A 26,050-nucleotide genomic window follows, 5' to 3' on the forward strand; every position below is an offset into this window, starting at 1 on the left:
TTTAAAAATCTAATAAATTCAACGCCTTCAATTCCCGCAACGCGGCGGCATCTCTGGCACACACATCCGGGTATTCAGGATCTTGCCCAACTTCTGGGCTATAACGCCAAGAACGCATACATTTATTACCTTTAGCCTTTTCAATTTTTACAGCTACTGATGGCACATCCTCTAGCGTAAAACAATTTGAGCTTTGAGGCAAAGCTTGCGTTAAGATAGAAATATCACTGGTAATACAAATATCCGCCATATTCAAGCCTTCAATAGCTTCTTGCAAAGAATCATCATTAAGATAAACCTCTGGCGCAGCCTCTAAGGAGGAGCCTATAATCTTTTCCGCCCGCGCTTGCTCTAGCGCACCTGTTACTACTTTGCGAACTTTGCGAACTTTTTTCCATCTTAACTCCATAGCGTCATTTTGCCAATGAGCAGGCGGTGTTAAAAATTCTTGCAAATGAACACTATCATCTTTATAACGCTCTTGCCACGCTTCTTCTGCTGTAAAAGAAAGCATAGGCGCTAGCCACAAAATCATATAATCAAAAATCTTGCTAATAGTAGCCAAGGCCGCCTTACGTCGCAATGAAGACGGAGCATCACAATAAAGCGCATCTTTTCTAATATCAAAATAAAAAGCAGATAAATCAACTATAGAAAAATCCAACAAGCTATGTATGATTTTTTTAAAGTCAAACTCACTATACGCATCCTTAATGAGTTTATCCAATTTGGCTAGCTTATGCAGCATATATTTCTCTAGCTCTGGCAGCGATTCATAGGCCACCTCTTCTCCCTTATAATGAGAAAGAGTGCCGAGCATCCAGCGTATAACGTTCCTAAGCTTGCGATAATAATCCACATTCATTTGTATAATATTATCGCCAACTCGCTGATCTTCACAATAATCACCAGTCATTACCCATAAACGCAAAATATCTGCCCCAAATTTGTCACAAATCTTTTGCGGATCCACGACATTGCCAAGTGACTTAGACATTTTTTTGCCCTTTTCATCTATAGTAAAACCGTGTGTAACTATTTGTTTATAAGGCGCAACGCCATTAATAGCACATGATTCTAGTAAAGAAGCTTGAAACCAACCACGATGTTGATCTGAGCCTTCGAAATATAAATCTGCTGGAAAACTTAACTCTTCTCGCTGCCGTAAAACAAAATTATGGCTGCAACCAGAGTCAAACCACACATCCAAAATATCCATAATTTGCACCCAATCCTCTTGGGCACGATCTACCAAAAATCTTGCCCTAGCACCTTCACTAAACCAAGCATCTGCGCCTTCTGCCTTAAAAGCCTCGATAATTCGTGCATTCACAGTCTCATCCTGCAAAATCTCGCCATTTTCATTCACAAAAATACATATCGGCACACCCCATGTTCGCTGACGTGAAAGCACCCAATCTGGTCGATCTTTTAGCATTGAGCTAAGGCGCATATAGGCATTTGCAGGCGTAAAACTTACATGCTCTAACGCATCTACTGCCGTTTCGCGTAGGCTCTTACCAGAGCTTAAATTTTTGTCCATAGCAATAAACCACTGTGCGGTATTGCGGGAAATCAATGGCGTTTTTGAACGCCAACTATGTGGATAAGAATGTTTTATACGCGCTCTAGCAAATAACCGCTGGGCAGCAATAAGCTGCTCTATGATAGCTGCATTGGCCCCGCCTTTTTTACCTTTTTCATCTATCACCCGCAACGCGCCACCTGCGCGCATTGGGCCAAACTCTGGCACATCGTTAGTATAAAAGCCCTCATCATCTACCGGAAAAGGAATTGTAGTGTCGATATTTCTTTGCTCGAGCAGCGATTTATTTTTTAGCCATGCTTCAAAATCATCTCGCCCATGACTGGGTGCGGTATGAACAAAACCTGTTCCCGATTCAGCGGTAACATGCTCGCCCGATAGCATCGGCACGGTAAAGTCATAACCAGCAAAATGTTGGCTAAACGGATGCTGCAGCTGCATTTCTTCAAATTCCGCTGGCTCTAAACCGCGTATTTTTTGCAATTTCAATTTAGCTTTTTGAGCACATTGTTCGGCTAGATTATCAGCAAAAATGAGTTGCTCACCTAACTTTGGACCAAAATCATTTTCTACCTCTATAATTTCAAACAAACCATAATTAATATTATCACTGTAGCATACGGCACGATTTGCCGGGATGGTCCATGGGGTGGTAGTCCAAATAACGATATATGCTCCGGCTAAAGCACCATTAGAAATTTTAAACTTTACCCAAATACTATCAGATTCGTACTCATGATATTCTATCTCTGCTTCTGCTAACGCAGTCTTTTCTGCCACTGACCACATTACTGGCTTTGAGCCACGATAAAGCTGCTTTGTTTTGGCAAACAGCAAAAGCTGCTCTGCTATTATAGCTTCCGTTGTAAAATCCATGGTTAAATATGGATTGGCGAAATTACCAATTATACCAAAGCGCTGAAATTGCACAGATTGCACAGCTACCCAATGAGCCGCAAATTTTCGACATCTGGCACGAAATTCATTAACAGAAATATCATCTTTTTTTTTGCCTTCAGATCTATATTCCTCTTCCACCTTCCATTCAATCGGCAAGCCGTGACAATCCCAGCCAGGCACAAGAGCGCTGTTATAGCCAGCCATTTGCTTTGATTTTACAATAACATCTTTCAAAATTTTATTTAACGCATGGCCAATATGTAAATTACCATTTGCATATGGCGGACCGTCGTGCAAAACATAACGCGGTCGATCTTTTGCCTTAGTACGAAGTCGCCTATACAAATCCATTTCTTGCCAAAGTTTAGTTATTTCTGGCTCTTTTTGCGGTAGTGCTGCACGCATTGCAAACGACGTATTGGGCAAAAATAATGTTTTAGAATAGTCAAAATTAGAAGAACTCTGCATAAAAAACCTTACACCTGCTTAAATATAATAATTCACAATAAGGTTTCTTGGTAAATTTTGCAAGCCTATAATGAAAATGCGCTTAATGCCAATGTAATATTAAACCAACACTAAAATTCTCTACTTGATAATTTGTTACGGCTGTTCTTGGCGTAGTTGGCATAGGACTATGTTTTACTGTAACGCTTTTATAGGCTAATTTATTGCGCCGATAGCCCAATCGTAATCTCAGGCCAGGTTTTATTGCATATTCAATGCCACCACCAAAAGCTGGCATGCTTGGAGCTTGCCATTTATTAGCTCCGTTAGCAGAAAAGCTAGACTTATTTACATCTGTTGCAAGATACGCCTGTAGATTATTCCAAACATAACCAGCATGGAGCTGAAGATGCGTATTCCAGCCATTATCGTTAACCAATTTATGCTGGTCGGAATATGGCGTGACTTGCGCATAGCCCTTGGCGTTCATAAGGCTAAAGCCGCATTCTGCGCCAAGCAATATATTATTGCCTAATAATTTGTCATAACCAAAGAAAATATCTTTGTTTAGGGAGTTCGCCGCTTTTGGAAAATCATTATGCACATGTTGAACAACACTAGCAATGCCCAGATATAAACCCTCCCATTTACTTTTATTTGCAGCGGGCAGACTAGCAAAGGATAAATTTGCAGGCTGAGAGGGAAAAGTAAAATTAAAATGGCGCAAGGAATGCGCTATATTGTTATAAGCGAAGGGGCTTATATTTCTTGGTGAGAAAACTAAAGGCAAAGAAACATGCAGTTGCAATTTATCCAGCGCTATTTTTCGCTGATACTGCCATGACGATTGCGCATCCGCCACAGAAGAACAACAAAATATACTCAGAGCTATAATAACTAAACTATACAATACACTCATTTAACCCCTACGCTATTAGCGTAAACATCAATAGAGTAGTAAAATACGAACTATTTCAATCCATAGATTAAGATTAAATTTAGACATTTTGCAAAAAGCCTAGAAACACAGGCTTGTTGAGATAGAAAAAATTTATAAATTTTATATTTTTTCTTCTAAATTCATTTTTTAAGGGGGATTTTTTGCCATTTTTTAGCAAAATCTATCGAATCGGGGAGATCAAATTAATTGGCAAGAAATGCAACCTGTAATTGCCAAAAAACATAAAATACATAACAAAAAACAGCGGCATATAAAACATATATGCCGCTGCCAAAGATGATGAATCAGTTGCCTGAAAAATTCTAAACTAAATTATCTTAGAATTTATATGCTATACCAACGCGAACGTCGTTTGAATTTACAGAGAAACCCTTAAGCTTTTCTAAGTGAGATGATTGAGCATCAGCTTTATTATCAACAGCTTTATTAACCTTAGGGTCAGTTATTTGGCTGTGACGATAGTCAGCACGCAAGATTAAATTGTCAGAAATAGCATAATCTACACCAGCTCCAACATTCCAACCCATAGCAGCAGAGCTCTTAAGCTTACTAACATTAGATAGCTTACCTGTGTCAGCAATAGCAGCTTTACCAGCAGTCTTATCGCCTTGAGCAGCTTCTATATCAGTTACAGTCAAACCACCAGCTACATAAGGCATAAAGCGGTCCATAGCATAACCTACACGAACACGAGCTGCACCAGATAGTTTTTCTTTATAAGCAAAGCCATCAACAGGAGTAGTGGCAGTAACGGTCTTAATAATAGTTTTATCAGACTTACCGAAGTCAAGATTACCGTCAATGCCCAAGATTACATTATTGCCAACATTAGCATTGTAGCCAGCAAACACGCCGCCTATAAGCTTATTTTTTGGCTTACCAAAATTCTTTTCTACGTCAGATGTTGATTGCTTAGTGCCACCTGCTTTATTAGAAAAATAGGAAAAGTTGCCGCCAACTTCAGCACCAGCATATGGACCGTCCCAAGCAAAAACTGCTGGCTGGCTTTTTACCATAATAGCCACAGGCATTTTGCTGTGGTGTTTTGGCAAATCTGCAGCAGAAGCGCTGGAAGCTACCAAAAGAGCAGCCAAAGAGGCTGAGCTCAAAATTAATGATTTAATATTCATACTTATTACTCCAATTATTGTCACCCAACCTATAATAGGCCAAGATATTTACTTAATGTCCGTAATGTAGCAAAAGATATTTGCATTGTCTACAAAGATTTGAACTTTTTATTATAATTATTGACCAGAGTTGCCTAAAAGCAACACCGCTAAAAAAGCCCAGCATTCTAGGCTTAAAGCTGATAATTTAGTTAGTATAGAGCCTGTTGCTATCCATTAATGGTAAAATTATCCTATCCATTCAACGAATCATTTAGCAAATTGACACAAGCATTATGAAAATTGCTATAGCGATATTCCAAACGCACCAAAAGATTATGCGCTATTGCATAGTCTGCACCAGCACCAGCTGTCCAACCCACTAAATTTTCAGAACTGTTATCAATAGCAAAACTAGAAACGTCCCCACCAGACGGACTTAGCACAACACCGCTTGTTACTATATTGCTATAAGCTATACCACCTGATACGAAAGGCAGTATTTTATTTTGCGCAAAACCTACGCGTATACGGGTGGCGCCAGACCATTTTTCTTCAAAATTGCCTGCTAAGCTCTTTAAGGAATTAGCACCAGCACCTACTAGAGAATCTATAATATTATAGTGCCCCTTTAAGCTGTTCCACAAAAAATCTGTTTCTATGCCAAGCACCGCGCCGCTCATCGGATTACTATTAAAGCCAGCCATCAAACCTGCGCTAGCACCATCACTTGTAACGTATAAATCAGAAAAATTATTTGCACCGACATGTACGCCATGCTTAAGCTGTTGATAGCTAGCTTGCGCACCAAAATACGGCCCCGCCCAGGAAAAAGCTTGCACGGGTCTTACGATTATTGTAGCTAAATGGTGATGCGCAGCAATATCAGCAGCTTTGGCTTGCGCTACCGTACTTACTGTCAGCAAGGATAACGCTGCTATAAGTTTAGGTTTCATGATGACAAACTCTCCGCTTATGTAGTTAAATACAAATACAAAAACAGAAAAATGGCAAAAGACGCTTCCTCGCCTTTAGGCTTATAACTCACACTTCTAAATTATTAGAATTTATAAGCTACAGCTAGGCGGGCATCATGGCTACGATGTTCGATGTTATAAAACAAAACAGGAGTACCAGAAACAGTTACTGGTAGATTTTTTTTGCCAAAATCATTATAGCGATATTCCAAACGCAGTAACAGATTATCTGCAACTGCATAATCAATACCTGCGCCAGCTGTCCAGCCAACTAAATTTTCAGCGCGGTGGGTTATAGCCAAAGAAGCATTCTCTCCAGCACTTGCCGCAACACCGCTTGTTAATATCTTAGCATAAGCTATACCACCAGCCAAAAAGGGCAATAGCTTACCTTGCGCAAAGCCTAGACGTATACGTGTAGCGCCAGACCATTTTTCGTCAAAGGCACCCGCAATAGTTTTTAAAGCAGTTGTACCCGTAGCTCCAGTAAGGATAACAAAATGATTATGTATCTTATTCCATAATATATCAGTTTCTATACCAAGCACCGCTCCATTCTTAAGATTGCTGTTGAAGCCAGCCATTAAGCCTGCTCCTGCGCCATCTTTTTTTATGGCAAGCATAGGCAGATTCGCAGCACCAGTGCGTATATCATGCTTCGCCCATTGGAAACTTCCCTGCGCACCTAGATATAGGCCTGCCCAAGAAAAAGTGTCTACAGGTTTTACCACAACTACCGGCGCTACGTGGCGATGCATGATAACATCAGCAGCATTAGCTTGTGTGGCTGCGCCTAGAGCTAGCAATGATACGGCTGTTATAAGTTTAGTTTTCATATTTTAGATTCTCCGTTTTATGTTTAACACATACCAACTATATAGCACAAATAAAAATAACGCTCTAATGCAAAAAAGGCGAGAGATATCCCCTCGCCTTTAGGCTTATAATTCACACCCTAAATTATTAGAATTTGTAAGCTACGCCAACGCGAACATCATGGCTGCTATGCTTCATTTCATAATGTACAGCAGGAGGGGTGCCAGTACCCACAGCAAGAGGTAGATGTTTCTTGCCAAAATCATTATAGCGGTATTCTAAACGCACCAACAGATTATCTGCTACCGCACAATCAACGCCCGCACCAGCTGTCCAACCAACTAAGTTTTCTTTGTGGCTGGTTATAGTAGAGGCACCAGTTGGTGGGTTACCTCCAGTTAATGTAACGCCGTGTGTTTCAATACTCGTATAGGCTATACCACCAGCTAAGAAAGGCAATATCTTATCTTGTGCAAAACCTACGCGAACACGAGTAGCACCAGACCATTTTTCATCAAAATCACCCACAGCGTGTACTAAGTCCGCTGCGTTCGCAGAGGAGCTTGCCTTAAACGTGTGATCAAAGTGGTCATGTATCTTGTTCCACAAGATATCGGTTTCTACACCAACAACGGCACCGCTAAGCATATTGCTGTTAAAGCCAGCCATCAAGCCTGCGCCTGCGCCATCTTTTTTTATTGAAATAGTACCCGCCCCGGCATTTACAGCGCCAGTATGTATCTCATGCTTAGCCCATTGGAAGCTACCTTGCGCACCAGCATAAAAGCCTGTCCAAGAAAAAGTATCCACTGGCTTTACCACAACTACTGGCGCTACGTGGCGATGCACGATAACGTCAGCAGCGTTAGCTTGTGTGGCTGCGCCCAAAGCTAGCAATGACACGGCTGCTATAAGTTTAGTTTTCATATTTTAGATTCTCCGTTTTATGTTTAACACATACCAACTATATAACACACCACACAAAAATTACTGTAGTAAAAATGCAACACAAATAAATAACGTTCTAACGTAAAAAAAGCGAGAGATACCCCCTCGCCTTTAGACTTAATAATCCATACTATAAATTATTAGAATTTATAAGCTACCCCTACACGAACATCATGCGTACGATGTTTTAGACCATAATGAAAAGCGGTACTAAAACCATCAAAAGCTATTGTTTTCTTACCCAAATCATTGTAGCGATACTCCAAGCGCATCAACAAATTATCTGTTACGGCACAATCTACACCTGCCCCAGCTGTCCAGCCAATTAAATTTTCATAATGAGCTGCAATAGGAACCTCAACAGCAGGACTCGCTGGAGTAAAATAAACATCTCTTAGTAAGAGATTAGTATAAGCTACGCCGCCAGCTAAGAAAGGCAACAGCTTGCCTTGAGCAAAGCCTACACGCAAACGAGTAGATCCAGACCATTTTTCTTTAAAATTACCTCTTACAGCTTTTAGTTCTGTCGGCAAGGTACCAGTAGGAGTGACCGAATAATTATAACCACCCTTTATGGTATTCCACAAGATATCAGTTTCTACACCAACAACGGCACCGCTCATCATATTGCTGTTGAAACCAGCAAGCAAGCCCGCTCCTGCACCATCTTTTTTCAACGAAAAACTGCTGAAGTTAGTAGCTCCAGTATTTACATCATGCTTAGCCCATTGAAAGCTGCCTTGCGCACCTAGATATAGACCAGTCCAAGAAAAACTACCTACAGGTTTTACCACAACTACGGGCGCCATGTGGCGATGCACGATAACGTCAGCAGCGTTAGCTTGTGTGGCTGCGCCTAAAGCTAATAGTGATAAGACTTTGATAAATTTGCTTTTCATATTTTACACTCTCCGTCCAAATAAGCTATCCATATTTCCTATCATAACATATTACGCAAAATATACTGTAGCAAATAAGCAACATTTACAAAAATAATGCAAAAATGGCGAGAAAAGCCCCTCGCCATTAACATTATTTTTCTATAAATTAGTAAAATTTATAAGACAACCCTACGCGAACATCGTGAATGTTATGCTTGAACTCATAAAGGAATAATTGCTGCTTGTCGTCCGTATATTTTAAGTCTTTTTTGCCAAAATTACTATAGCGATATTCCAAACGCAATAATAAATTATTAGTCAATGCGCAATCAACTCCTGCGCCAGCTGTCCAACCAATCATAGTTGTTGCCTTATTCGTTATAAGCAAAAAGTTGGCTGTATTCTTTATTGGCCCATTTAACAAGCGGGCATTTGTAAAGATATTACTATACGCTATACCACCAGCAATGTAAGGCAATATTTTGCCTTTCGCGAAGCCTAAACGCACACGAGTAGCGCCTGTCCATTTTTCTTTAAAGCTACTGTGAAACTCCTTTATAGTTTTCGGTGTCATAGGCTCTGCTGGTTTACTATGCATGAATGCCCAACTAGCATCATGCTCTACGCCATAGTCAAAATCGTGCTTACGATCTTGTTTTTCCACAGAATGTCAGTCTCTAGGCCTAAAACAGCGCCATTGGTTAACACATGGTTAAAACCAACAAACAGGCCACCGTTAAATTGGCCCAATTTTTCTGTAAAAGTAGAACCAAGTTCTTTTCTAGACGCTAAATTAAACTTATATTAGCTAGAATCGTTTGATCCTTGAACGCCTAAATACCCACCGGACCAAGAAAAACTAGGCCTAAAAATTACTGATCTTGCCATATTAACCGGGACCTTATGGTGATTGTGCTTAGCTAAGGCAACGGCTCCTGTTTCCAGTGTCGAAAGCAATGCTAACATTGCTGCGGTTACTATCAATATGATTTGCATGTACATATTACTCCATTTACGCGAACTTGCCGGCGTTTTTGTATCATATTGATACGAATTTTACTATAGCAAAATAGCTACGCTAAACAAAAATAATGCAAAAAAAAGGCTTGATAATACAGCTATATGCAAGGAAAACCAGTCTATTAGGTTCTATACACCCTTAATACGTGTATATTTCACACCGCAAACGATCACTGTAAAAATCAGCTAATAGATGCATGCGTTCTAGCTGATAATTTGCTCAAAAATTCTTGGCAAAAAAAAATGGCGAGGGAAATCCCTCGCCATTAAGCTTATATGGTACATAGTTAATTATTAGAACTTGTAAGCTACACCTACACGAACGTCTTGAGTATTATGCTTGAAATCATAGAGGAATGATTGCTTATTTTCACCACTATATTTCAAGCTTTTTTTGCCGAAATCACTATAGCGATATTCTAAACGAACCAATAGATTATTCGCCAAAGCACAATCAACACCAGCACCAGCTGTCCAACCAATCATAGTTGTTGACTTATTCGCTATAGTCAAAGTTTTCTTACCATTATCTGGCCCAGATATTAAAGTGGCATTTGTCAAAATATTGCTATAAGCTATACCACCAGCAATATAAGGCAATATTTTGTCTTTTGCAAAGCCTAGGCGTACGCGAGTAGCACCAGTCCATTTTTCTTTAAAGCTATTGTGAAACTCATTTATAGAACCCTCTGTCATACCCCTAGGAGCCTTCCGCTTCGCAGCTTTCGCTGCAGCTATCACAGCTGCAGTAGGATCGTCAGGATGTTTAAAGCTATGAGCGCCCTCTTCGCTTTTCCACATCATATCAGTTTCTATACCAAAAACAGCGCCATTTGGCAAAGCACGGTTAAACCCAGCAAATAAACCTGCGCCAAACTGGTCAAGCTTTTCGGTGAATTTAGCACCCATTTTTCTAGTAGCGGATAGATTAAACTTATGCTTACCCCAATCGCTTGAACCTTGGGCACCTGCATACAACCCAGTCCAAGAAAAGTCAGGCTTAACTGCTACAGGCTTTGCCATAGCGGCGGATGCTGTGTGAGAATGATGTTTAATAAGGTCAGCAGCATTTGCTTGTGTTGCCGCAGCCAATGCTAAAAATGATACGGCTGTGATAAATTTAATTTGCATGTACATATTACTCCATTTACGCAAGATTACTAGCGCTTTAATAACATACAGAAATAGATTTTACTATAGCAAAAAAGTCACACTCAGTAAAAAAATGCAAAAAAACAAAAATGGCGAGAGCAACACCCTCGCCATTAAGCTTATATTTAATAAAAATTAAGTTATTAGAACTTATATGCTACGCCAACGCGAACATCATGGCTGCTATGCTTCATTTCATAATGCACGCCATTAGGACCGGTGGTGCCATTACCAAGGACAAGAGGTAAATGTTTCTTACCGAAATCATTATAGCGGTATTCTAAACGCACCAACAGATTATCTGCCACCGCGCAATCCACGCCTGCGCCAGCTGTCCAACCAACTAAGTTTTCTTTGTGATTGGCTATAGTAGCATTACCGGATGCACCAATTGCTGCTGGAGTAGTACCTCCAGCTAATGCTACGCCGTGTGTTTCAATACTCGTATAGGCTATACCACCAGCTAAGAAAGGCAATATCTTATCTTGTGCAAAACCTACGCGAACACGAGTAGCACCAGACCATTTTTCATCAAAATCACCCACAGCGTGTGTTATGTCAGCTGCGTTCGCAGGGGAGCTTGCGTTAAACGTTTGATCAAAGTGGTCATGTATCTTATTCCATAGAATATCGGTTTCTATACCAAGAACTGCACCGCTCATAAGATTGCTGTTAAAGCCAGCAAATAAGCCTGCGCCTGCGCCATCTTTTTTTATTGAAATAGTGCCTGCCCCTGCATTTACAGCGCCAGTATGTATATCATGCTTAGCCCATTGGAAGCTGCCTTGCGCACCAGCATAAAAGCCTGTCCAAGAAAAAGTATCCACTGGCTTTACCACAACTACTGGCGCTACGTGGCGATGCATGATAACGTCAGCAGCGTTAGCTTGTGTTGCTGCGCCTAGAGCTAGCAATGATACGGCTGTTATAAGTTTAGTTTTCATATTTTAGATTCTCCGTTTATGTTTAACACATACCAACTATATAACACATTACGCAAAAATTACTGTAGTAAAAATACAACAACAAAAAAAATAATGCAATTAAATTAATTAAGCATGAGCAAAAATATCTTGCTCGGCCCAACCTTCTAAATCTAACAATACTCGCATGGGCAAGAACTCAAAGCAGGCTTTGGCTAAGCGAAAGCGATCTTCGCGTTGCAGCTTTGCAGTTAGGATATCGCGCAATTGATGTAAATATAGCACATCGCTGGCAGCATAATCTAATTGTGCTTGACTTAAATGTTGACTACCCCAATCAGAGCTTTGTTGTTGTTTAGAAATTTGGACATTCAACAATTCACTACAAAGCTCTTTTAAGCCATGCCGCGAACTATAAGTACGACATAGTTTTGAAGCAATTTTTGTACAAAAACTATTTTGCGGCATTATCTCGAAATGATTCGCTATAGCGCCCAAATCAAAACGCGCGTAGTGGAATATTTTTACAATATTATTATTGCGCAATAATTGTAATAAATTCGGCGCATCATGTGCATCTTTAGCGATTTGCACTATATCCACGCTACCGTCACCAGGAGAAAGCTGGATTAGGCAAAGGCGGTCGCGCTGAAAGCTTAGCCCCATCGTTTCAGTATCTATAGCAACAGCATTTACATCATACAGCTCTAGGTTTGGCAAATCACCCTTATGCAATCTTATTTTACTCATATTAAAATCCTATCCTTTAACTATTCAGGCCAACGCTGCAAGGATACGAGCCCAAGAACGTTGACCTTTGTGAAAAGCTTTAACATCATATTTTTCATTCGGCGAATGTATATTATCATCATCCAGAGCAAAACCTACAAGCAGAGACTGCATATCTAGAATTTTCTGAAAATCACCTACCACAGGAATCGAGCCGCCAGATGCTATAAGCACTGTATCTTTACCCCATTCTTCTGTTAATGCAGCCGAAGCTTTTTGCAAAAATGGCAAATCATACGGCAACTGTATCGCTGGCGATGCACCATAATCAATAAACTCTACTGTACAATCACTTGGAATACGCTGTTTTACAAACGCCTTGAAGGATTGCCTAATTTTTTCTGGATCTTGCCTATGAACAAGACGAAAAGAAATTTTTGCCCTGGCTTGACTAGGGATTACGGTTTTAAAACCAGCCCCCGTATAGCCACCTTCAATACCATTTATTTCTGCGGTAGGTCGAGCCCAAATACATTCTAGCAAAGTGCGATCTTGCTCGCCAAACTTTTTGCTTAAACCAATTGGGCCAAGAAAATCTTCTTCTTCACATCCCAATGACTGCCACATAGCCAAAATTTCTGGCGGCGTATCTTCTACCCCTTCATAAAAATCTGGAATATTTATATGGCCATTCACATCCTTAATCTCACCTAATATTTTTGCTAAAATTGTAAGCGGATTAGCGGCTACCCCCCCATAAATACCTGAATGCAAATCGCGCTCAGCAGCTTTTACTACAATTTCTTGCGCCAACATGCCACGTAAGCCCACAGTAACAGAAGGCGTTTGCCTATCCCACATAGAAGTATCGCAAACCAAAGCGAAATCTGCCTTTAACTCATTTTTATTTTCTTTTAAAAATGGAATCAAAGATGGTGAGCCAGATTCTTCTTCGCCTTCAAATAATATGCTAACTTTTATTGGCAAACTATTATGAACAGCTTTGTAAGCGCGACAGGCCTCGATAAAAGTCATAAGCTGCCCCTTATCATCAGAAGAGCCGCGCGCTACTATGACTTCTTCGCCATTTTGTATTTCGCGGCGCGCCACAAAAGGATCGCCGTGCCATAACTCTATCGGATCTACAGGTTGTACATCATAATGACCATAAAACAAGACATGCGGGGTATTTTCTGCACCGTCATTAGAATGTGCAACGACCATTGGATGACCGGGAGTTTCGCGCAACTGCGCCTTAAAACCTAAGCCCGTCAACTCATTCACTAGCCATTGCGCAGTATCTTTACAGTTCTGCTTATAGGCAAGGTCCGTAGATATAGATTTATAAGCAAGCAGCTGTTTTAAACGCTCTAAACTATGTTCAAAATTATCATCGATATATTCCAGCACCTTGCTTATATCTGTGTTGCCCATTTATATCTCCTTTTTCATTCTAGGTTGGCAGTTTTCGCAATAAAAACTGGACCTTCCATTTTGCACTGCCCGTTGTATGGGCAAGCCGCATTTTGGGCATGGTAGCGACGCCCTATTATATACGGCAAAATTATTTTGAAAAGCCCCCGCTTTGCCCGAAGCGTTTTTATAATCTCTTAGGCTAGAGCCCCCTGCCTCTAAAGCTTGCTGCAAAACCTCTTTTATATTTTTACATAGAGCTGCTAGTTTTTCTAGTACCTGCTCTTGCTGCACACAAAAAACATGTACATTATCAAAAGGTGAAATACCACTACGCCACAAAGCCTCGCAAACATAGATATTTCCCAGGCCAGCGATGATGGTTTGGTCAAGCAGGGCTGTTTTGAAATTGGTTTTTTTCTTTAGCAATTTTTCATATAGATTCTGAGCATTTAAGTTAAGCGTAAGTGGCTCTATGCCTAAATTTCTTAGGCTGCTATGCTGCTCTATATTTTCATCTTTTTCACAAAAAACAAAACCGAAACGACGTGGATCGTTATAGGTTAAGCTTAAAAGCTCTGAATTATCGCCAATCTGCAAATTCATAACAATATGATCGTGCTTTTTTCGCTCTTGGTTAACAGATTGTATAACCCAGCTACCACTCATACCAAGATGACTTATTATGGAGTACTTATTTGATAGCCTGAATAATAAATATTTTGCTCGACGCTCTATCTCCAAAATTCGTGCATTAAGAATATTCTGCCTGAAATTTACTGGAAAATCATACCGCAAATTTGCTCTATAAAGCTGCAAATCAACAATTGCAGCTCCACGTAATTGCGCGGCTAATCCAGATCGTATAGTTTCAACTTCAGGCAGCTCTGGCATATCTAAATCTTATTTCAACTTTATGCCCATTCACCCTTACGGAAAATCGGCACAACGGCACCGTCCTGTTTAATACCATCGATATCCATATGCTGAGAGCCTATCATCCAATCAATGTGAATAAAGCTTTTATTGCCACCTTGCTGCGCTATTTGCTGCTCGGTCAAATCTTCACCCTTAAAACATTTGGCATAACACTGCCCCAAAGCTATATGGCAAGCAGCGTTTTCATCATACAAAGTGTTATAAAACAACAAGCCACTGGCCGAGATAGGCGAAGAAAATGGCACCAGAGCTACTTCGCCCAAGCGAGCAGCGCCTTCATCCGTGGCTAAGACCTTTTCTAAAACCTGCTGCCCCGTAGAAGCATGCACCTCTACCACCCTACCTTCAGCAAAGCGCATTACTATATCCTCTATTAACGTGCCTTGATAGGATAATGGTTTAGTAGCGTGCACAATACCATCTACCTTATGGGCATGGGGAGTGGTAAAAACCTCTTCCGTTGGGATATTTGGGTTGCACATTACGCCATTTTTAGCCTCAGACGCACCGCCCTGCCACTCATGGCCGTCGGCAAGCCCAATTGTTACATCGGTATTGCCGCCATAAAAATGCAAGCTAGCAAAATTTTGTTCATTCAACCAAGCGGACTTTTTACTTAGACTTTTATTATGCTCTTTCCAGGCCTCTATAGCATCTGATCTATCCACGCGCGAAGCTTTAAAAATAGCATTTGCTAAAGCCGTTACAGCTTCTGATTCTGGTAAATTTGGAAATACAGTTTTTGCCCAGCTACGAGTTGGATAAGAAACAATATTCCAATTAATATCAAAATTAGTGATTTTTTCCATAGCAGGGCGCGCAGCCTGCGAAGAAGCTTTGTTTACCCGCGACACTTTATCTGAATCAATATTGGCAAATAAAGCTGGATTGTCCCCAGCAATTGCCAAACGCGCGGCTCCTTTTCCATACGCCTTGGCCATGCCCTCATATAACCAATCTGCCGCTTTATCAAAACTAGCGTCATCACTATTCGTAAAGCGCAACAATGCAAGCTCTTCATCCGAAAAAAATGGCGTTACAATACCGCTACCATTTTTATAAGCATGTTTTGCAATAAGCCTTACCAATGGCAATGCCTCAACAGGAGCCGTTATGACTAAATCCTGGCCTTTTTGCAAATTCAGCCCAACTTTTACCGCAAGCTCGGCCAACCGATCTAACTTAACAGGGTCTATAATATTATCTGTCATCACATTTTCTCCTAAATTATACCCTACAGGGCGAAATTTTCATCATATTTCTGTTCTTCTAGCGGCAAATAGTTGCCAGTAGTAATATAATACACAGCCTCTGCTACATTTGTAGCATGATCTCCTACACGTTCCAAGTTTTTTGCGCAAAATAATAAATGCGCACAAGCGGTAATATTGCTCGGATCTTTTGCCATATAGGCCAACAACTCACGGAATAGCTCATTATACATAGCATCTATTTCGTCATCGCACGCAACCACAGCATCTATTTCATCAATCGCACGCGTTTTGTAAACATCCAAAACTTTTTGTAATTGCTTAAGCGCTGTTTGTGCAAATTTTTCTAATGCAGCATAAAATTCCTTAGACTGTCCTGTGGTATTTATAACGGCAGCGCGCTTAGCAATGTTCTTGCCCTTATCGCCGATACGCTCTAAATCGGTGGCTATTCTGATAGTACCAATTATCTGACGTAAATCTACTGCCATCGGTTGTCTTTTGGCAATAATAGCTATGGCTTTTTCATCTATATCACGCTCTATATTATCTAGAACCACATCATCTTCTATAACTTGCTTAGCTAAGGCGCTGTCTTTTGTTATTACAGCTTGTATGGCACGCTGTATCATAAAAATCGCATGCTCGCCCATAAAAAGCACTTTGTTTTCCAAATAACGCAACTCATCATCAAATAAACTAACTATATGATTTGCACCCATCGCCCTACCTCTTCTATTAATCTAGCCAAACCGCCCTGTTATATAATCTTGTGTACGCTGCTCTTTTGGCGAGGTAAAAATATGATCTGTTTTTCCTACCTCAACCAAATTACCCAAATGAAACATAGCTGTATATTGCGAAACGCGCGCGGCCTGCTGCATAGAATGAGTTACTATCAAAATAGTATAATTTTGCCGCAGCTCATCTATCAATTCTTCTATCCGTGCTGTCGCTATAGGGTCTAAAGCAGAGCATGGCTCGTCCATCAAAATAACTTCTGGACTCACTGCAATGGCTCTGGCTATACAAAGCCGCTGTTGCTGCCCACCCGAAAGACTTGTTGCTGGCTCTGAAAGACGATCTTTTACCTCATTTAACAATCCAGCACTCAATAAGCTTTTTTCTACAATATCTTTAAGCTCTGCTTTATTTTTGGCCAATCTATGTAAGCGCGGACCGTATGCTATATTGTCAAATATAGATTTGGGAAAAGGATTGGGCTTTTGAAAAACCATTCCAACCCTTGTGCGTAACTCAACAACATCAATATTTTCTGCATATATATCTGCACCATCTAAGGTAATTTTACCAGTAACCTTAGCGCCCGGAATCGTATCATTCATGCGATTTAAACAACGCAAAAAGGTAGATTTACCACAACCAGACGGGCCGATTAAAGCCGTTACATTATTCATAGGCACATCCAGGCTTACACCATGCAAAGCTTCTTTGTCTCCATAATACACTCGGACATCTTCTCCGCGCATTTTTATTTTCATTAAAAAGACCTCTTTTTAGCTACCATTTTTTTTCAAACTTTTGACGCAAAATCACCGCGATAAGATTCATCAAAATCAAAAATAACAGCAATAATATTATAGCTGCTGAAGTACGCTCTACAAAAGCACGTTGCATCTCGCCTGACCATATATAAATCTGCACTGGTAAAACTGTAGCCGGATCTAATGGCGTAACCGGGTAGCTAGCCACAAAAGCTACCATACCAATAAGCAGCAACGGCGCCGTTTGCCCCATCGCCTGAGCAATACCAATTATTGCACCAGTCAGAATTCCAGGCATGGCTAAAGGCAGGCAATGATGAAAGACCATTTGCGTTTTTGAAGCACCCAATGCCAAGGCCGCTGACCTTATAGAAGAAGGTATAGAGCGCAAAGCAGAGCGAGTAGATATAATTATAGTCGGCAGGGTTGTTAAACATAATACCAAGCCTCCAACCAAAGAAGAAGAGCGTGGCAACCCCATAAAATTTATAAAAATCGAAAGACCCAATAAGCCAAAAACTATAGAAGGCACTGCAGCCAAATTATTTATATTAATTTCTAAAACATCGGTAAATTTATTTTTTGGCGCATATTCTGCCAAATAAATTGCGGCCCCTACCCCCAAAGGCAAAGCTAGCACTAAAACTATCAGCATTAGGTAAAGCGAACCGATAAAAGCCGTGGCCAGGCCTGCATTTTCTGCCCGGCTAGATGCCGTGCCTAGAAATAAATTTTTGTTAAAAATCTTATATATAACAGATTTTTCCTTCAACTGTCTAAGCCAAGCTAATTGTCTATCTGAAACTTTACGATCTGATTCTGGCACAGCCAAATTTATCTGACCCTTGTTGGCCGAATCAATATCAGCCGAAGCTAAAAATTCTATTTTTCTTGTTGTACCTATAATAGCCGGATTCTCCGCCACCGCATTACGTAAAACTTTGCGCGAACTTGCGGAGTAAAACTTTTTTAAATCGGTTAAATTCTTCCTATCGTGCAAATCAATGTTAAGCTCTCGAGCCAAAGCTTGTCGCACTAACAGGGGATAATCTGCTAAAAAAAGCACCGTTTTATCCTCTTTTGCTTTATCTTGCGGATCTATAATGGATTTATCGAAATAAATCGGCAAGCAAATAGCCGTTTGTGCAAAGGCCGTATAACCTTTTGCAACTATAGAAAACATCAACATTGCTAAAAAAGCTAAACTCACCCCTATAGCCAGCACACCGTAAATACGAAAGCGCTTTTCTGCTCGATAGCGCCGGCGCAATCCTATATCCCGCAAACTCATTCATATTGCTCCCTATATTTACGTACTATGTATAGCGCAAATATATTCATTAACAAAGTAAATAGAAACAAAATCATGCCTAAAGCAAACGCCACCAAGGTCTGTGGAGAATTAAATTCTAAATCTCCTGTAAGCTGGCTTACGATTTTTACCGTTATTGTAGTCATAGCCTGAAAAGGATTAAGCGTTAAGTTTGCCGATACACCAGCCGCCAAAACCACTATCATGGTTTCACCAATCGCCCTAGAAGCACTCAATAAAAGCGCGCCCACTATGCCTGGCAAAGCAGCAGGCAAAACAACTTTCTTGATCGTTTCCGACTTTGTCGCACCCAAGCCATAAGAACAATCTCGCAGGGCGTTCGGCACAGCATTTAAAATATCATCAGACAAAGAAGAAACAAAAGGTATAAGCATAATGCCAATAACCAGCCCAGCAGTAAAAACACTCTGCGCCAAAATAAAAGCCTTGCCACCATTCAGCAAAGCTGAAAAATCACGTAAAAAAGGACCAATGGTAAAAGCTGCAAAAAAACCGTAAACAATAGTCGGTATACCAGCTAAAACCTCTAAAAGAGGCTTAACAATAGCTCGAATAGAAAAGCTAGCATATTCCGACATATAAATCGCAGCAAATAACCCTATAGGCACCGCAACAAGCATTGCCACAAAGGCGATATATAAAGTGCCTAATAACAAAGGCAGCAAGCCAAATTGGCCGGCACTATGCTCTGCCCCTGCAGCTGCAAAACGTGGATTCCATACGGTGCCAAACAAAAAATCAGCAATCGGCACAGATTTAAAAAAATTAAGCGTTTGAAAAAACAACGAAGCAACAATAGCAATGGTTGTAAAAATTGCCACAGCCGCTGTAATTTGCAAAGCCAAAACTATTATTTGCTCTACCTTATTGCGAGCCCTAACCCAGCCCTTTGTTTGATATATACCGCAAGCACAGGCAAGCATAGCTACTGTCAAACTAATACCAGCTACTACACCGCTTAGCTTACGACTTAAACAATGATATTTATATGCCAATTTTGCTGTTAAATTATCTCCCTCCAAAGGCAAATTAATGCCTTTGCCAGCATAATATTCACTTATATTGCTATATGGCAGATTTGCATAATCAGCAACAGCATGCGAGCTTTGCCGTACTTGTATCTCATCTAGTAAATTACCGTGGCGCAAAATGGTTTTTAACGTTGCCAAATTAGAGTCAAATTGCAGCGAAGAAGCTTTTGCCGTAGGCATTTGAGCGTAAAGCTCTTGTTTTGCGGTATTTATTACATATAAATTAGCAAAAAATTGCAAAAGCAAATACGTGCCAAAGCCAAACAATAATACCAGCAAAAAGCCCCACCAGGCATAGTAGCTGGGTTGTGAGTGCAAGCTTCCCCCACGCTCTATCAAGCGCGCGCGCGCATAACACAAAATAAAAGCAGCAAACGCTATAATAAGTATAAAAATACTAACTAACCAAGGCAAGGCTGCCATAAAATTTTCCATATTCAAAATTCACCCTGCAAGTCATTTAGCATTTTGTAAAATAACACCAGCAGCAAAAGCTTTTCGTTGCGCGACTCTTTGTTGCTTTGGTGCTGGCACTAAACCATAATCAACAACTTCGCCATCCTCCCCTATCATCGCTTCGGACAAGAAATAATCAACATATTCCTTCAAACCAGGTCTTATCGGCAAATGAGATTTTTTAACATAAAAATACAAAGGGCGAGATACAGAATACACACCGCTTGCGACTGACTGCGCGGTGGGCTTTATCTTATTAACGGTAGCTACGTCAAGTTTATCTGCATTACTTTCATAAAATGCAAGACCAAAAACCCCAACAGCGGTTTTATTAGCATCTAAACGCGCTAAAGTTTCAGAATAATCGCCATCTACATCTATAGCCTTGCCATCACGGCGTACCGCAACACAAGCGGTTTTTATAAACGCAGGAGACAAGCCCATCTTTGCCATAAGCGACGCAGCACCGCTTGTTTTACAACCAGCCAATAATAATTTTTCTTCAAATACTTCACGCGTGCCATGCTTTTCGCCAGGAATATAGGTCTCTATTGGCCAGTTTGGCAAATTCTTATTAATTTCTTGCCAGCTATTAAAATTATTATCTATCAGCACACCATTTCTTACGACTTTAGCAGCAAGCGCTCTATAAACATCTGCTGCCTCTAGAGCCCAATTCGCAGAGGCATTTTTACTCGTCGCAAATACTATGCCGTCATAACCAAAGATAATTTGTTCTGTGTCGCGGACACCATCCGCGAAGCAGGCTTGTAATTCTGACGCATTCATAGGCCTGGAGGCATTCACAATGTCCAAGCTGTCCTCAGAATCAGAGCGACAAAATTCTTTAATACCAGAGCCACTACCGCCAGATTCTACAACCGGAACCTTAAAATTGGGATAAATTTCATGAAACTCATCCGCTACTACTTTAGCATAGGGGAATACAGTCGAAGAACCTGAAATTCGGATCTGCTCCGCGCCATAACTATACCCAGCAAAGCCAAAATAAAAAGCAAGGCAAGTAAAACACCAAAATAAAAATACAGCCCGAAGTTTTCTCATTAAAACTTTCCTACTAGCTTAGGTTAAGCCATATATAGCATTATTAACTATTACAATCAATGTTTGGCAGATCTTTTTCCGCTTTATCCCAAAATATTTTCGCGATATCTATGCCGCTAAATCGCTTAATCTCCCGAATACCAGTCGGCGAAGTAACATTAATTTCTGTAATTTTATCGCCAATAATATCTATTCCCGTTAAAAACAATCCTCGTTCGCGCAGCCATGGTGCTATATGCTCACATATTTCTCTTTCAGCAGTTGTGATAATAGAAGGATGAGCTTGACCGCCAACATGCAGATTTGAACGAACTTCCCCCTGCGCAGCCACTCTCGTTATCGCCCCCACTGGTTCTCCATCAATTAGTATAATACGTTTATCGCCTTGTTCTATCGCAGGTAAATATTCCTGTACCATAAAAGGCTCGTTATAGTAGCTAGCAAATAGCTCAATCAATGAATGTAAATTTTTATCTTGCGCATCCATATAAAATACGCCAGCACCGCCATTACCATATAATGGTTTTATGATAATAGCCTTATGCGCTTTACGAAACTCTTCTACCTGCTTTACATCAGAGGTGATAATAGTCTCGGGCATAAATTCACTAAATTGTAAAACAAATAATTTTTCCGGGCTATTACGTACCCAAAATGGATTATTCAGAACGCGCGTCTGCTTAGGCAAATGCTCTAACAAATGCGTAGTAGTTATATAATTCATATTAAATGGTGGATCTTGGCGTAGCAATATAATATTCATCTTTGCTAAATCTAACTTGTGCTCAACACCTAGCTTATAATGAGCGCCTGCTACATCATTTACCTCCAAAGAAGTTGCTTGCGCAAATAAATTTTTACCACATAACGTCAATTTATCCGGTGTATAATGATACAATTCATAGCCTCGTTGCTGAGCTTCTAGCAATAAAGCAAAGCTTGTATCGCCCGCTATATTAATACCAGCTATATGATCCATTTGTATGGCTACTCGCATAACGACTCCTAATTTTTGCTCTAAATCATAATATGAGTTATGATAGCATAATTAAACAAATAAACTGATAATTTTATGCATAATATAAACAAATTAAATAATGAAGAAATAGAGAGATATTCTCGTCAAATAATACTACCGCAAATCGGCGGAGCCGGGCAGCAAAAGTTAAAAGCTACTAAAATATTAATTATTGGCGCTGGTGGACTTGGCGCTCCAGTTTTGCAATATTTAAGCGCTGCTGGTATTGGCGAATTAGGCATAGTAGATGATGATTATGTAGAATTGTCTAATTTACAGCGGCAAATCATACATAGAACAGATAGCATAGGCCAAGCAAAGACCAAAAGCGCCTATGAAGCTATACAAAATCTAAATCCAAATACCAAGATAACCAATCACAGCTACCGCTTAGAATCTGGCAACGCCCAAGAATTATTTGCAGCTTACGATATTATAATAGACTGCTGTGACAATTTTGCGACACATTATTTAACAGCGGATACCGCACAAATAATGCACAAGCCTTGCATAAGCGGTGCAATCAATCAATTCGATGGCATGATAACAGTTTTAATGCCATATAAAGACCAAAATCCTTCATATCGCGATATTTTTCCTCAGATACCAGAAAATGCTATGCTACCAAACTGTGCTACAAACGGCGTAATCGGCGCCATAGCCGGAATTATAGGCTCCATGCAAGCTCTGGAAGGAATAAAGCTTGCAGCCGGAATAAAAAGTAACTTAATAGGCAAATTACTAATTTATTATGGGCTGCAAGCAATGTTTCAAACTATAAATTATAGACGCAACTACTGATCTAAATCAGCCATATTATCTATTTTAGTTTCAAAAGCCGCCATTAACAGCGCCTTCGTATATTCAGATTTGGGATTGTTAAATATTTCTTCTGCAGGACCATATTCTACCATATGGCCATGACGCATCACCATAACATAGTGGGCAAAAGACTTAACCACACGCAAATCATGGCTAATAAACATATAGGTAAGATTATGATTACGCTGCAACTCTCTAAGTAGCTCAACTACTTGAGCTTGCACACTCATATCCAATGCCGAAGTTGGCTCATCAAGCAACACAAATTTAGGATTAAGAACCATGGCACGCGCTATAGCCACCCGCTGTCTTTGCCCGCCCGAAAATTCATGTGGATATCTATGACGAGCTTTAGGATCCAAATGAACCTCACGCAATGCGGTGATAACCTTATCATCTCGGTCATGATAAGACAAGCCCGGCTCATGAATCTTTAATCCTTCAGCTATAATATCGCCAATAGACATACGCGGCGACAAAGCGCCGTAGGGATCTTGGAAAACAATTTGCATGTCCCGGCGTAATGGACGCATCCCCTTGAAACTAAATTTATGAAGCGGCTGGCCGTTATAAAAAATCTCTCCTGTAGAAGAAATCATACGCGTTAAAGCCAAGCCTAATGTAGTTTTGCCAGAACCAGACTCACCAACTACAGCCATAGTCTGCCCCTTATGCAGCTTAAGATCTATACCATCAACAGCTTTAACGTGAGATACTGTTTTTCTTAAAAAGCCCTTTTTAATTGGAAACCAAACTTTTAAATTTTTAGTTTCCAAAACCACTGGCGCAGCAAGATCGGGTTTTGGAGCTTCACCCTTTGGTTCCGCACTTAGCAATTGCTTGGTATAAGGATGTTGAGGATTTTCAAAAATCTCTTTGGTGTTACCAATCTCAACAATCTTTCCCTGTGTCATAACACAAACACGGTCTGCTATACCACGCACGATACCAAGATCATGCGTAATAAACAGCATGGACATGCCAGTGTCCTTTTTAATTTGCAATAATAACTGCAAAATTTGTGCTTGTATAGTAACGTCAAGAGCGGTAGTCGGTTCATCGGCTATCAACAATGCAGGATTATTCGCCAGGGCCAATGCTATCATAACTCTTTGCCTTTGTCCTCCGGAAAGCTCATGGGGAAAGCTTTTTAGACGCTTCTCAGGCTCGCGGATACCGACCTGTGCTAATAATTCCATAGTTTTAACACGGGCAGCGTTACCAGATAAACCCTGATGAATAGACAAAGTTTCTATAATCTGTTTTTCAATAGTATGCAAAGGATTCAGAGAAGTCATAGGCTCCTGAAAAATCATAGAAATATCATTACCACGAACGCTATGTAGCTGTTTATCGCTAGCGCATAACAAATCCTGGCCTTTAAATATGATTTGCCCAGAAGGATGTTGCACAGCTGGGTAAGAATGCAACTTTAAAATTGATAAAGCAGTTGCTGATTTGCCAGAGCCAGATTCCCCAACAAGTGCTACGGTTTCACCTTTTTGAATATCAAGAGAGATATGGTCTACAGCCATATTAGCTCTGCCCCCCTGATGGAACATAACGGATAAATCTTTGATAGATAATAATGTACTCATTGAAAAGTCTTCCTTGGATCAAATGCGTCCCGAACTGCTTCACCGACAAAGGCTAACAAGGACAACATTAAAGCAATAGCAACGAAAGCCGTTATACCAATCCATGGAGAGGTAAGGGCCCGCGCAGCTTGACGAATAATCTCTCCTAGCGATGCAGAACCAGGAGGCAAACCAAAGCCAAGATAGTCTAGCGAAGTAAGAATAGCGATTGATGAAGTTAACAAAAATGGTAAATAAGTTAACGTAGCAACCATAGCATTGGGCAGCAAATGCCGCGTAATAATAACCCAGTTAGAAGCGCCTAATGCGCGAGCTGCTGTTACATATTCAAAATTACGCGCTCTAAGAAATTCTGCACGTACTAGACCTACCATAACTATCCACTGAAAAGATACTAAAATAAATAATAAAATCCAAAAGCTTTGTGTAAAGATAGAAGCCATTACAATTATCAACAACAGCCCAGGAATGGCATACCAGATTTCGATCAATCGTTGCATTACCAAGTCTAACACTCCACCAAAATAACCCTGTATTGCCCCGGCAGCTACTCCTAATACAGCAGAGAAAAAAGTAACTAGCATAGTAAAGGCAAGGGATACTCTGAATCCGTACAGCACCCTGGTAAAAATATCCCTAGTTTGGTCGTCTGTACCAAGTAAATGCCAATTAGCAAATCGGCAATCTTTATCAGCAACGCCCTTTTCATAAAGTTCACAAGTTTTTTCTCTTTTTTCTAACCAAAATGGCGGCGCAAGCGACCTGCTATAAGGAGAAATAGTATTATAAGAATAATGTACAGGAGGCCATACAGCCCAGCCATGCTGTTTTATCTCATTTTTAACGAATGGGTCCCGAAAATCTACGGTAGCTAATTTGCCACCAAATGTTGCATCTGGGTAATTAAACAATACCGGAAACATAAGATGCCCTTTATAGCTCGCCACGATTGGCCGGTCATTTGCTATAACGTCGGCAAAAATGGAAACAAGACACAAAAAAGCAAAAATCCATAAAGACCACCACCCACGTTTGTTTTGCTTAAATAACTTCCAACGTCTTTGGTTAAGTGGGGAGATTAAAGGACGACGCTTTATCGCTGCACTTGGCGTATTCATATTTGCTATAGTACTAGCGGCATCAGGAGCGGCCCCAGCTACAATTGTGTCAATACTCATAATTATTAACTCCTGTTATATTAGTTACTGGGCAGCTTTTACTTTTATAGCAGCCCAAATCACAATGTGAAT

24 protein-coding genes are annotated in these 26,050 nt (G+C 40.4%); 1 reads left to right on the forward strand and 23 read right to left on the reverse strand.

The window, feature by feature from the left end; genetic code table 11:
- Nucleotide 1: 1 nt before the first annotated feature.
- The 21 genes from ileS to gshB all read right to left on the reverse strand — a co-directional run bounded on the left by ileS (nucleotide 2) and on the right by gshB (nucleotide 22,359).
- Nucleotides 2–2,914, reverse strand: coding sequence for an isoleucine--tRNA ligase (gene ileS, locus QVL57_RS01985; RefSeq protein WP_290077073.1), 2,913 nt, complete (start codon nucleotides 2,912–2,914; stop codon nucleotides 2–4).
- Between the two features lie 82 nt (nucleotides 2,915–2,996).
- Nucleotides 2,997–3,812 (reverse strand): outer membrane beta-barrel protein, encoded by an 816-nt coding sequence (locus QVL57_RS01990; protein ID WP_290077074.1) that lies wholly within the window; start codon nucleotides 3,810–3,812, stop codon nucleotides 2,997–2,999.
- 359 nt (nucleotides 3,813–4,171) lie between these two features.
- Nucleotides 4,172–4,984: an outer membrane beta-barrel protein gene (locus QVL57_RS01995; RefSeq protein ID WP_290077075.1), complete on the reverse strand. Its 813-nt coding sequence runs from the start codon at nucleotides 4,982–4,984 to the stop codon at nucleotides 4,172–4,174.
- A 233-nt stretch (nucleotides 4,985–5,217) separates the two neighbouring features.
- Nucleotides 5,218–5,919 carry an outer membrane beta-barrel protein gene (locus QVL57_RS02000; protein WP_290077076.1) on the reverse strand — a complete coding sequence of 234 codons (702 nt, stop codon included), beginning with the start codon at nucleotides 5,917–5,919 and terminating at the stop codon, nucleotides 5,218–5,220.
- 104 nt (nucleotides 5,920–6,023) lie between these two features.
- Nucleotides 6,024–6,776, reverse strand: a complete 753-nt coding sequence (locus QVL57_RS02005; protein ID WP_290077078.1) for a porin — start codon at nucleotides 6,774–6,776, stop codon at nucleotides 6,024–6,026.
- Nucleotides 6,777–6,903: 127 nt separating this feature from the next.
- Nucleotides 6,904–7,683 carry an outer membrane protein gene (locus QVL57_RS02010; RefSeq protein ID WP_290077079.1) on the reverse strand — a complete coding sequence of 260 codons (780 nt, stop codon included), beginning with the start codon at nucleotides 7,681–7,683 and terminating at the stop codon, nucleotides 6,904–6,906.
- Between the two features lie 161 nt (nucleotides 7,684–7,844).
- On the reverse strand, nucleotides 7,845–8,603 hold the full coding sequence (locus QVL57_RS02015) for an outer membrane protein (protein WP_290077081.1): 759 nt from the start codon (nucleotides 8,601–8,603) through the stop codon (nucleotides 7,845–7,847).
- A 148-nt stretch (nucleotides 8,604–8,751) separates the two neighbouring features.
- The gene (locus tag QVL57_RS02020; protein ID WP_290077082.1) at nucleotides 8,752–9,249 is read right to left on the reverse strand and encodes an outer membrane beta-barrel protein; all 498 of its coding nucleotides are present in this window, start codon (nucleotides 9,247–9,249) and stop codon (nucleotides 8,752–8,754) included.
- A 140-nt stretch (nucleotides 9,250–9,389) separates the two neighbouring features.
- The gene (locus tag QVL57_RS02025; protein ID WP_290077083.1) at nucleotides 9,390–9,581 is read right to left on the reverse strand and encodes a hypothetical protein; all 192 of its coding nucleotides are present in this window, start codon (nucleotides 9,579–9,581) and stop codon (nucleotides 9,390–9,392) included.
- A 318-nt stretch (nucleotides 9,582–9,899) separates the two neighbouring features.
- On the reverse strand, nucleotides 9,900–10,736 hold the full coding sequence (locus QVL57_RS02030) for an outer membrane protein (protein WP_290077084.1): 837 nt from the start codon (nucleotides 10,734–10,736) through the stop codon (nucleotides 9,900–9,902).
- Nucleotides 10,737–10,900: 164 nt separating this feature from the next.
- Nucleotides 10,901–11,701 (reverse strand): outer membrane protein, encoded by an 801-nt coding sequence (locus tag QVL57_RS02035; RefSeq protein ID WP_290077086.1) that lies wholly within the window; start codon nucleotides 11,699–11,701, stop codon nucleotides 10,901–10,903.
- 108 nt (nucleotides 11,702–11,809) lie between these two features.
- The gene (locus QVL57_RS02040) at nucleotides 11,810–12,430 is read right to left on the reverse strand and encodes a ribonuclease H-like domain-containing protein (protein WP_290077088.1); all 621 of its coding nucleotides are present in this window, start codon (nucleotides 12,428–12,430) and stop codon (nucleotides 11,810–11,812) included.
- Between the two features lie 24 nt (nucleotides 12,431–12,454).
- Entirely contained in the window at nucleotides 12,455–13,843 is a 1,389-nt protein-coding gene (locus QVL57_RS02045; protein WP_290077090.1) for a M20/M25/M40 family metallo-hydrolase, read from the reverse strand.
- A complete protein-coding gene (gene mutM / locus QVL57_RS02050; protein WP_290077092.1) occupies nucleotides 13,844–14,716 on the reverse strand; it encodes a bifunctional DNA-formamidopyrimidine glycosylase/DNA-(apurinic or apyrimidinic site) lyase in 873 nt (290 codons plus the stop codon).
- Between the two features lie 20 nt (nucleotides 14,717–14,736).
- Complete coding sequence (locus QVL57_RS02055; protein WP_290077094.1) at nucleotides 14,737–15,972, reverse strand: aminopeptidase; 1,236 nt, start codon at nucleotides 15,970–15,972, stop codon at nucleotides 14,737–14,739.
- A 23-nt stretch (nucleotides 15,973–15,995) separates the two neighbouring features.
- The gene (gene phoU / locus QVL57_RS02060) at nucleotides 15,996–16,694 is read right to left on the reverse strand and encodes a phosphate signaling complex protein PhoU (protein WP_290077096.1); all 699 of its coding nucleotides are present in this window, start codon (nucleotides 16,692–16,694) and stop codon (nucleotides 15,996–15,998) included.
- Between the two features lie 21 nt (nucleotides 16,695–16,715).
- Nucleotides 16,716–17,474 (reverse strand): phosphate ABC transporter ATP-binding protein PstB, encoded by a 759-nt coding sequence (pstB, locus tag QVL57_RS02065; protein WP_290077098.1) that lies wholly within the window; start codon nucleotides 17,472–17,474, stop codon nucleotides 16,716–16,718.
- Between the two features lie 19 nt (nucleotides 17,475–17,493).
- Nucleotides 17,494–18,768, reverse strand: coding sequence for a phosphate ABC transporter permease PstA (gene pstA, locus QVL57_RS02070; protein ID WP_290077099.1), 1,275 nt, complete (start codon nucleotides 18,766–18,768; stop codon nucleotides 17,494–17,496).
- Complete coding sequence (gene pstC / locus QVL57_RS02075) at nucleotides 18,765–20,276, reverse strand: phosphate ABC transporter permease subunit PstC (RefSeq protein WP_290077101.1); 1,512 nt, start codon at nucleotides 20,274–20,276, stop codon at nucleotides 18,765–18,767. The genes pstA and pstC overlap by 4 nt, the downstream gene beginning before the upstream one ends.
- 21 nt (nucleotides 20,277–20,297) lie before the next feature.
- The gene (locus tag QVL57_RS02080; protein WP_290077103.1) at nucleotides 20,298–21,362 is read right to left on the reverse strand and encodes a substrate-binding domain-containing protein; all 1,065 of its coding nucleotides are present in this window, start codon (nucleotides 21,360–21,362) and stop codon (nucleotides 20,298–20,300) included.
- 43 nt (nucleotides 21,363–21,405) lie between these two features.
- A complete protein-coding gene (gene gshB, locus QVL57_RS02085; protein WP_290077105.1) occupies nucleotides 21,406–22,359 on the reverse strand; it encodes a glutathione synthase in 954 nt (317 codons plus the stop codon).
- A gap of 75 nt (nucleotides 22,360–22,434) precedes the next feature.
- On the opposite strand from gshB, the gene moeB reads away from it, so the two are divergent.
- Complete coding sequence (gene moeB, locus QVL57_RS02090) at nucleotides 22,435–23,181, forward strand: molybdopterin-synthase adenylyltransferase MoeB (protein WP_290077107.1); 747 nt, start codon at nucleotides 22,435–22,437, stop codon at nucleotides 23,179–23,181.
- Here moeB and QVL57_RS02095 read toward each other — a convergent pair.
- Both QVL57_RS02095 and QVL57_RS02100 read right to left on the reverse strand, forming a co-directional pair.
- A complete protein-coding gene (locus tag QVL57_RS02095) occupies nucleotides 23,175–24,800 on the reverse strand; it encodes an ABC transporter ATP-binding protein (protein WP_290077109.1) in 1,626 nt (541 codons plus the stop codon). The genes moeB and QVL57_RS02095 overlap by 7 nt on opposite strands.
- Entirely contained in the window at nucleotides 24,797–25,918 is a 1,122-nt protein-coding gene (locus QVL57_RS02100; protein WP_290077439.1) for an ABC transporter permease, read from the reverse strand. Before QVL57_RS02100 ends, QVL57_RS02095 begins: the two co-directional genes overlap by 4 nt.
- Between the last annotated feature and the right edge of the window lie 132 nt (nucleotides 25,919–26,050).

Origin of the sequence: Bartonella sp. TP (genome assembly GCF_030406085.1) — a bacterium.
In the GTDB taxonomy this organism is placed as follows: Bacteria; Pseudomonadota; Alphaproteobacteria; order Rhizobiales; family Rhizobiaceae; genus CALTWN01.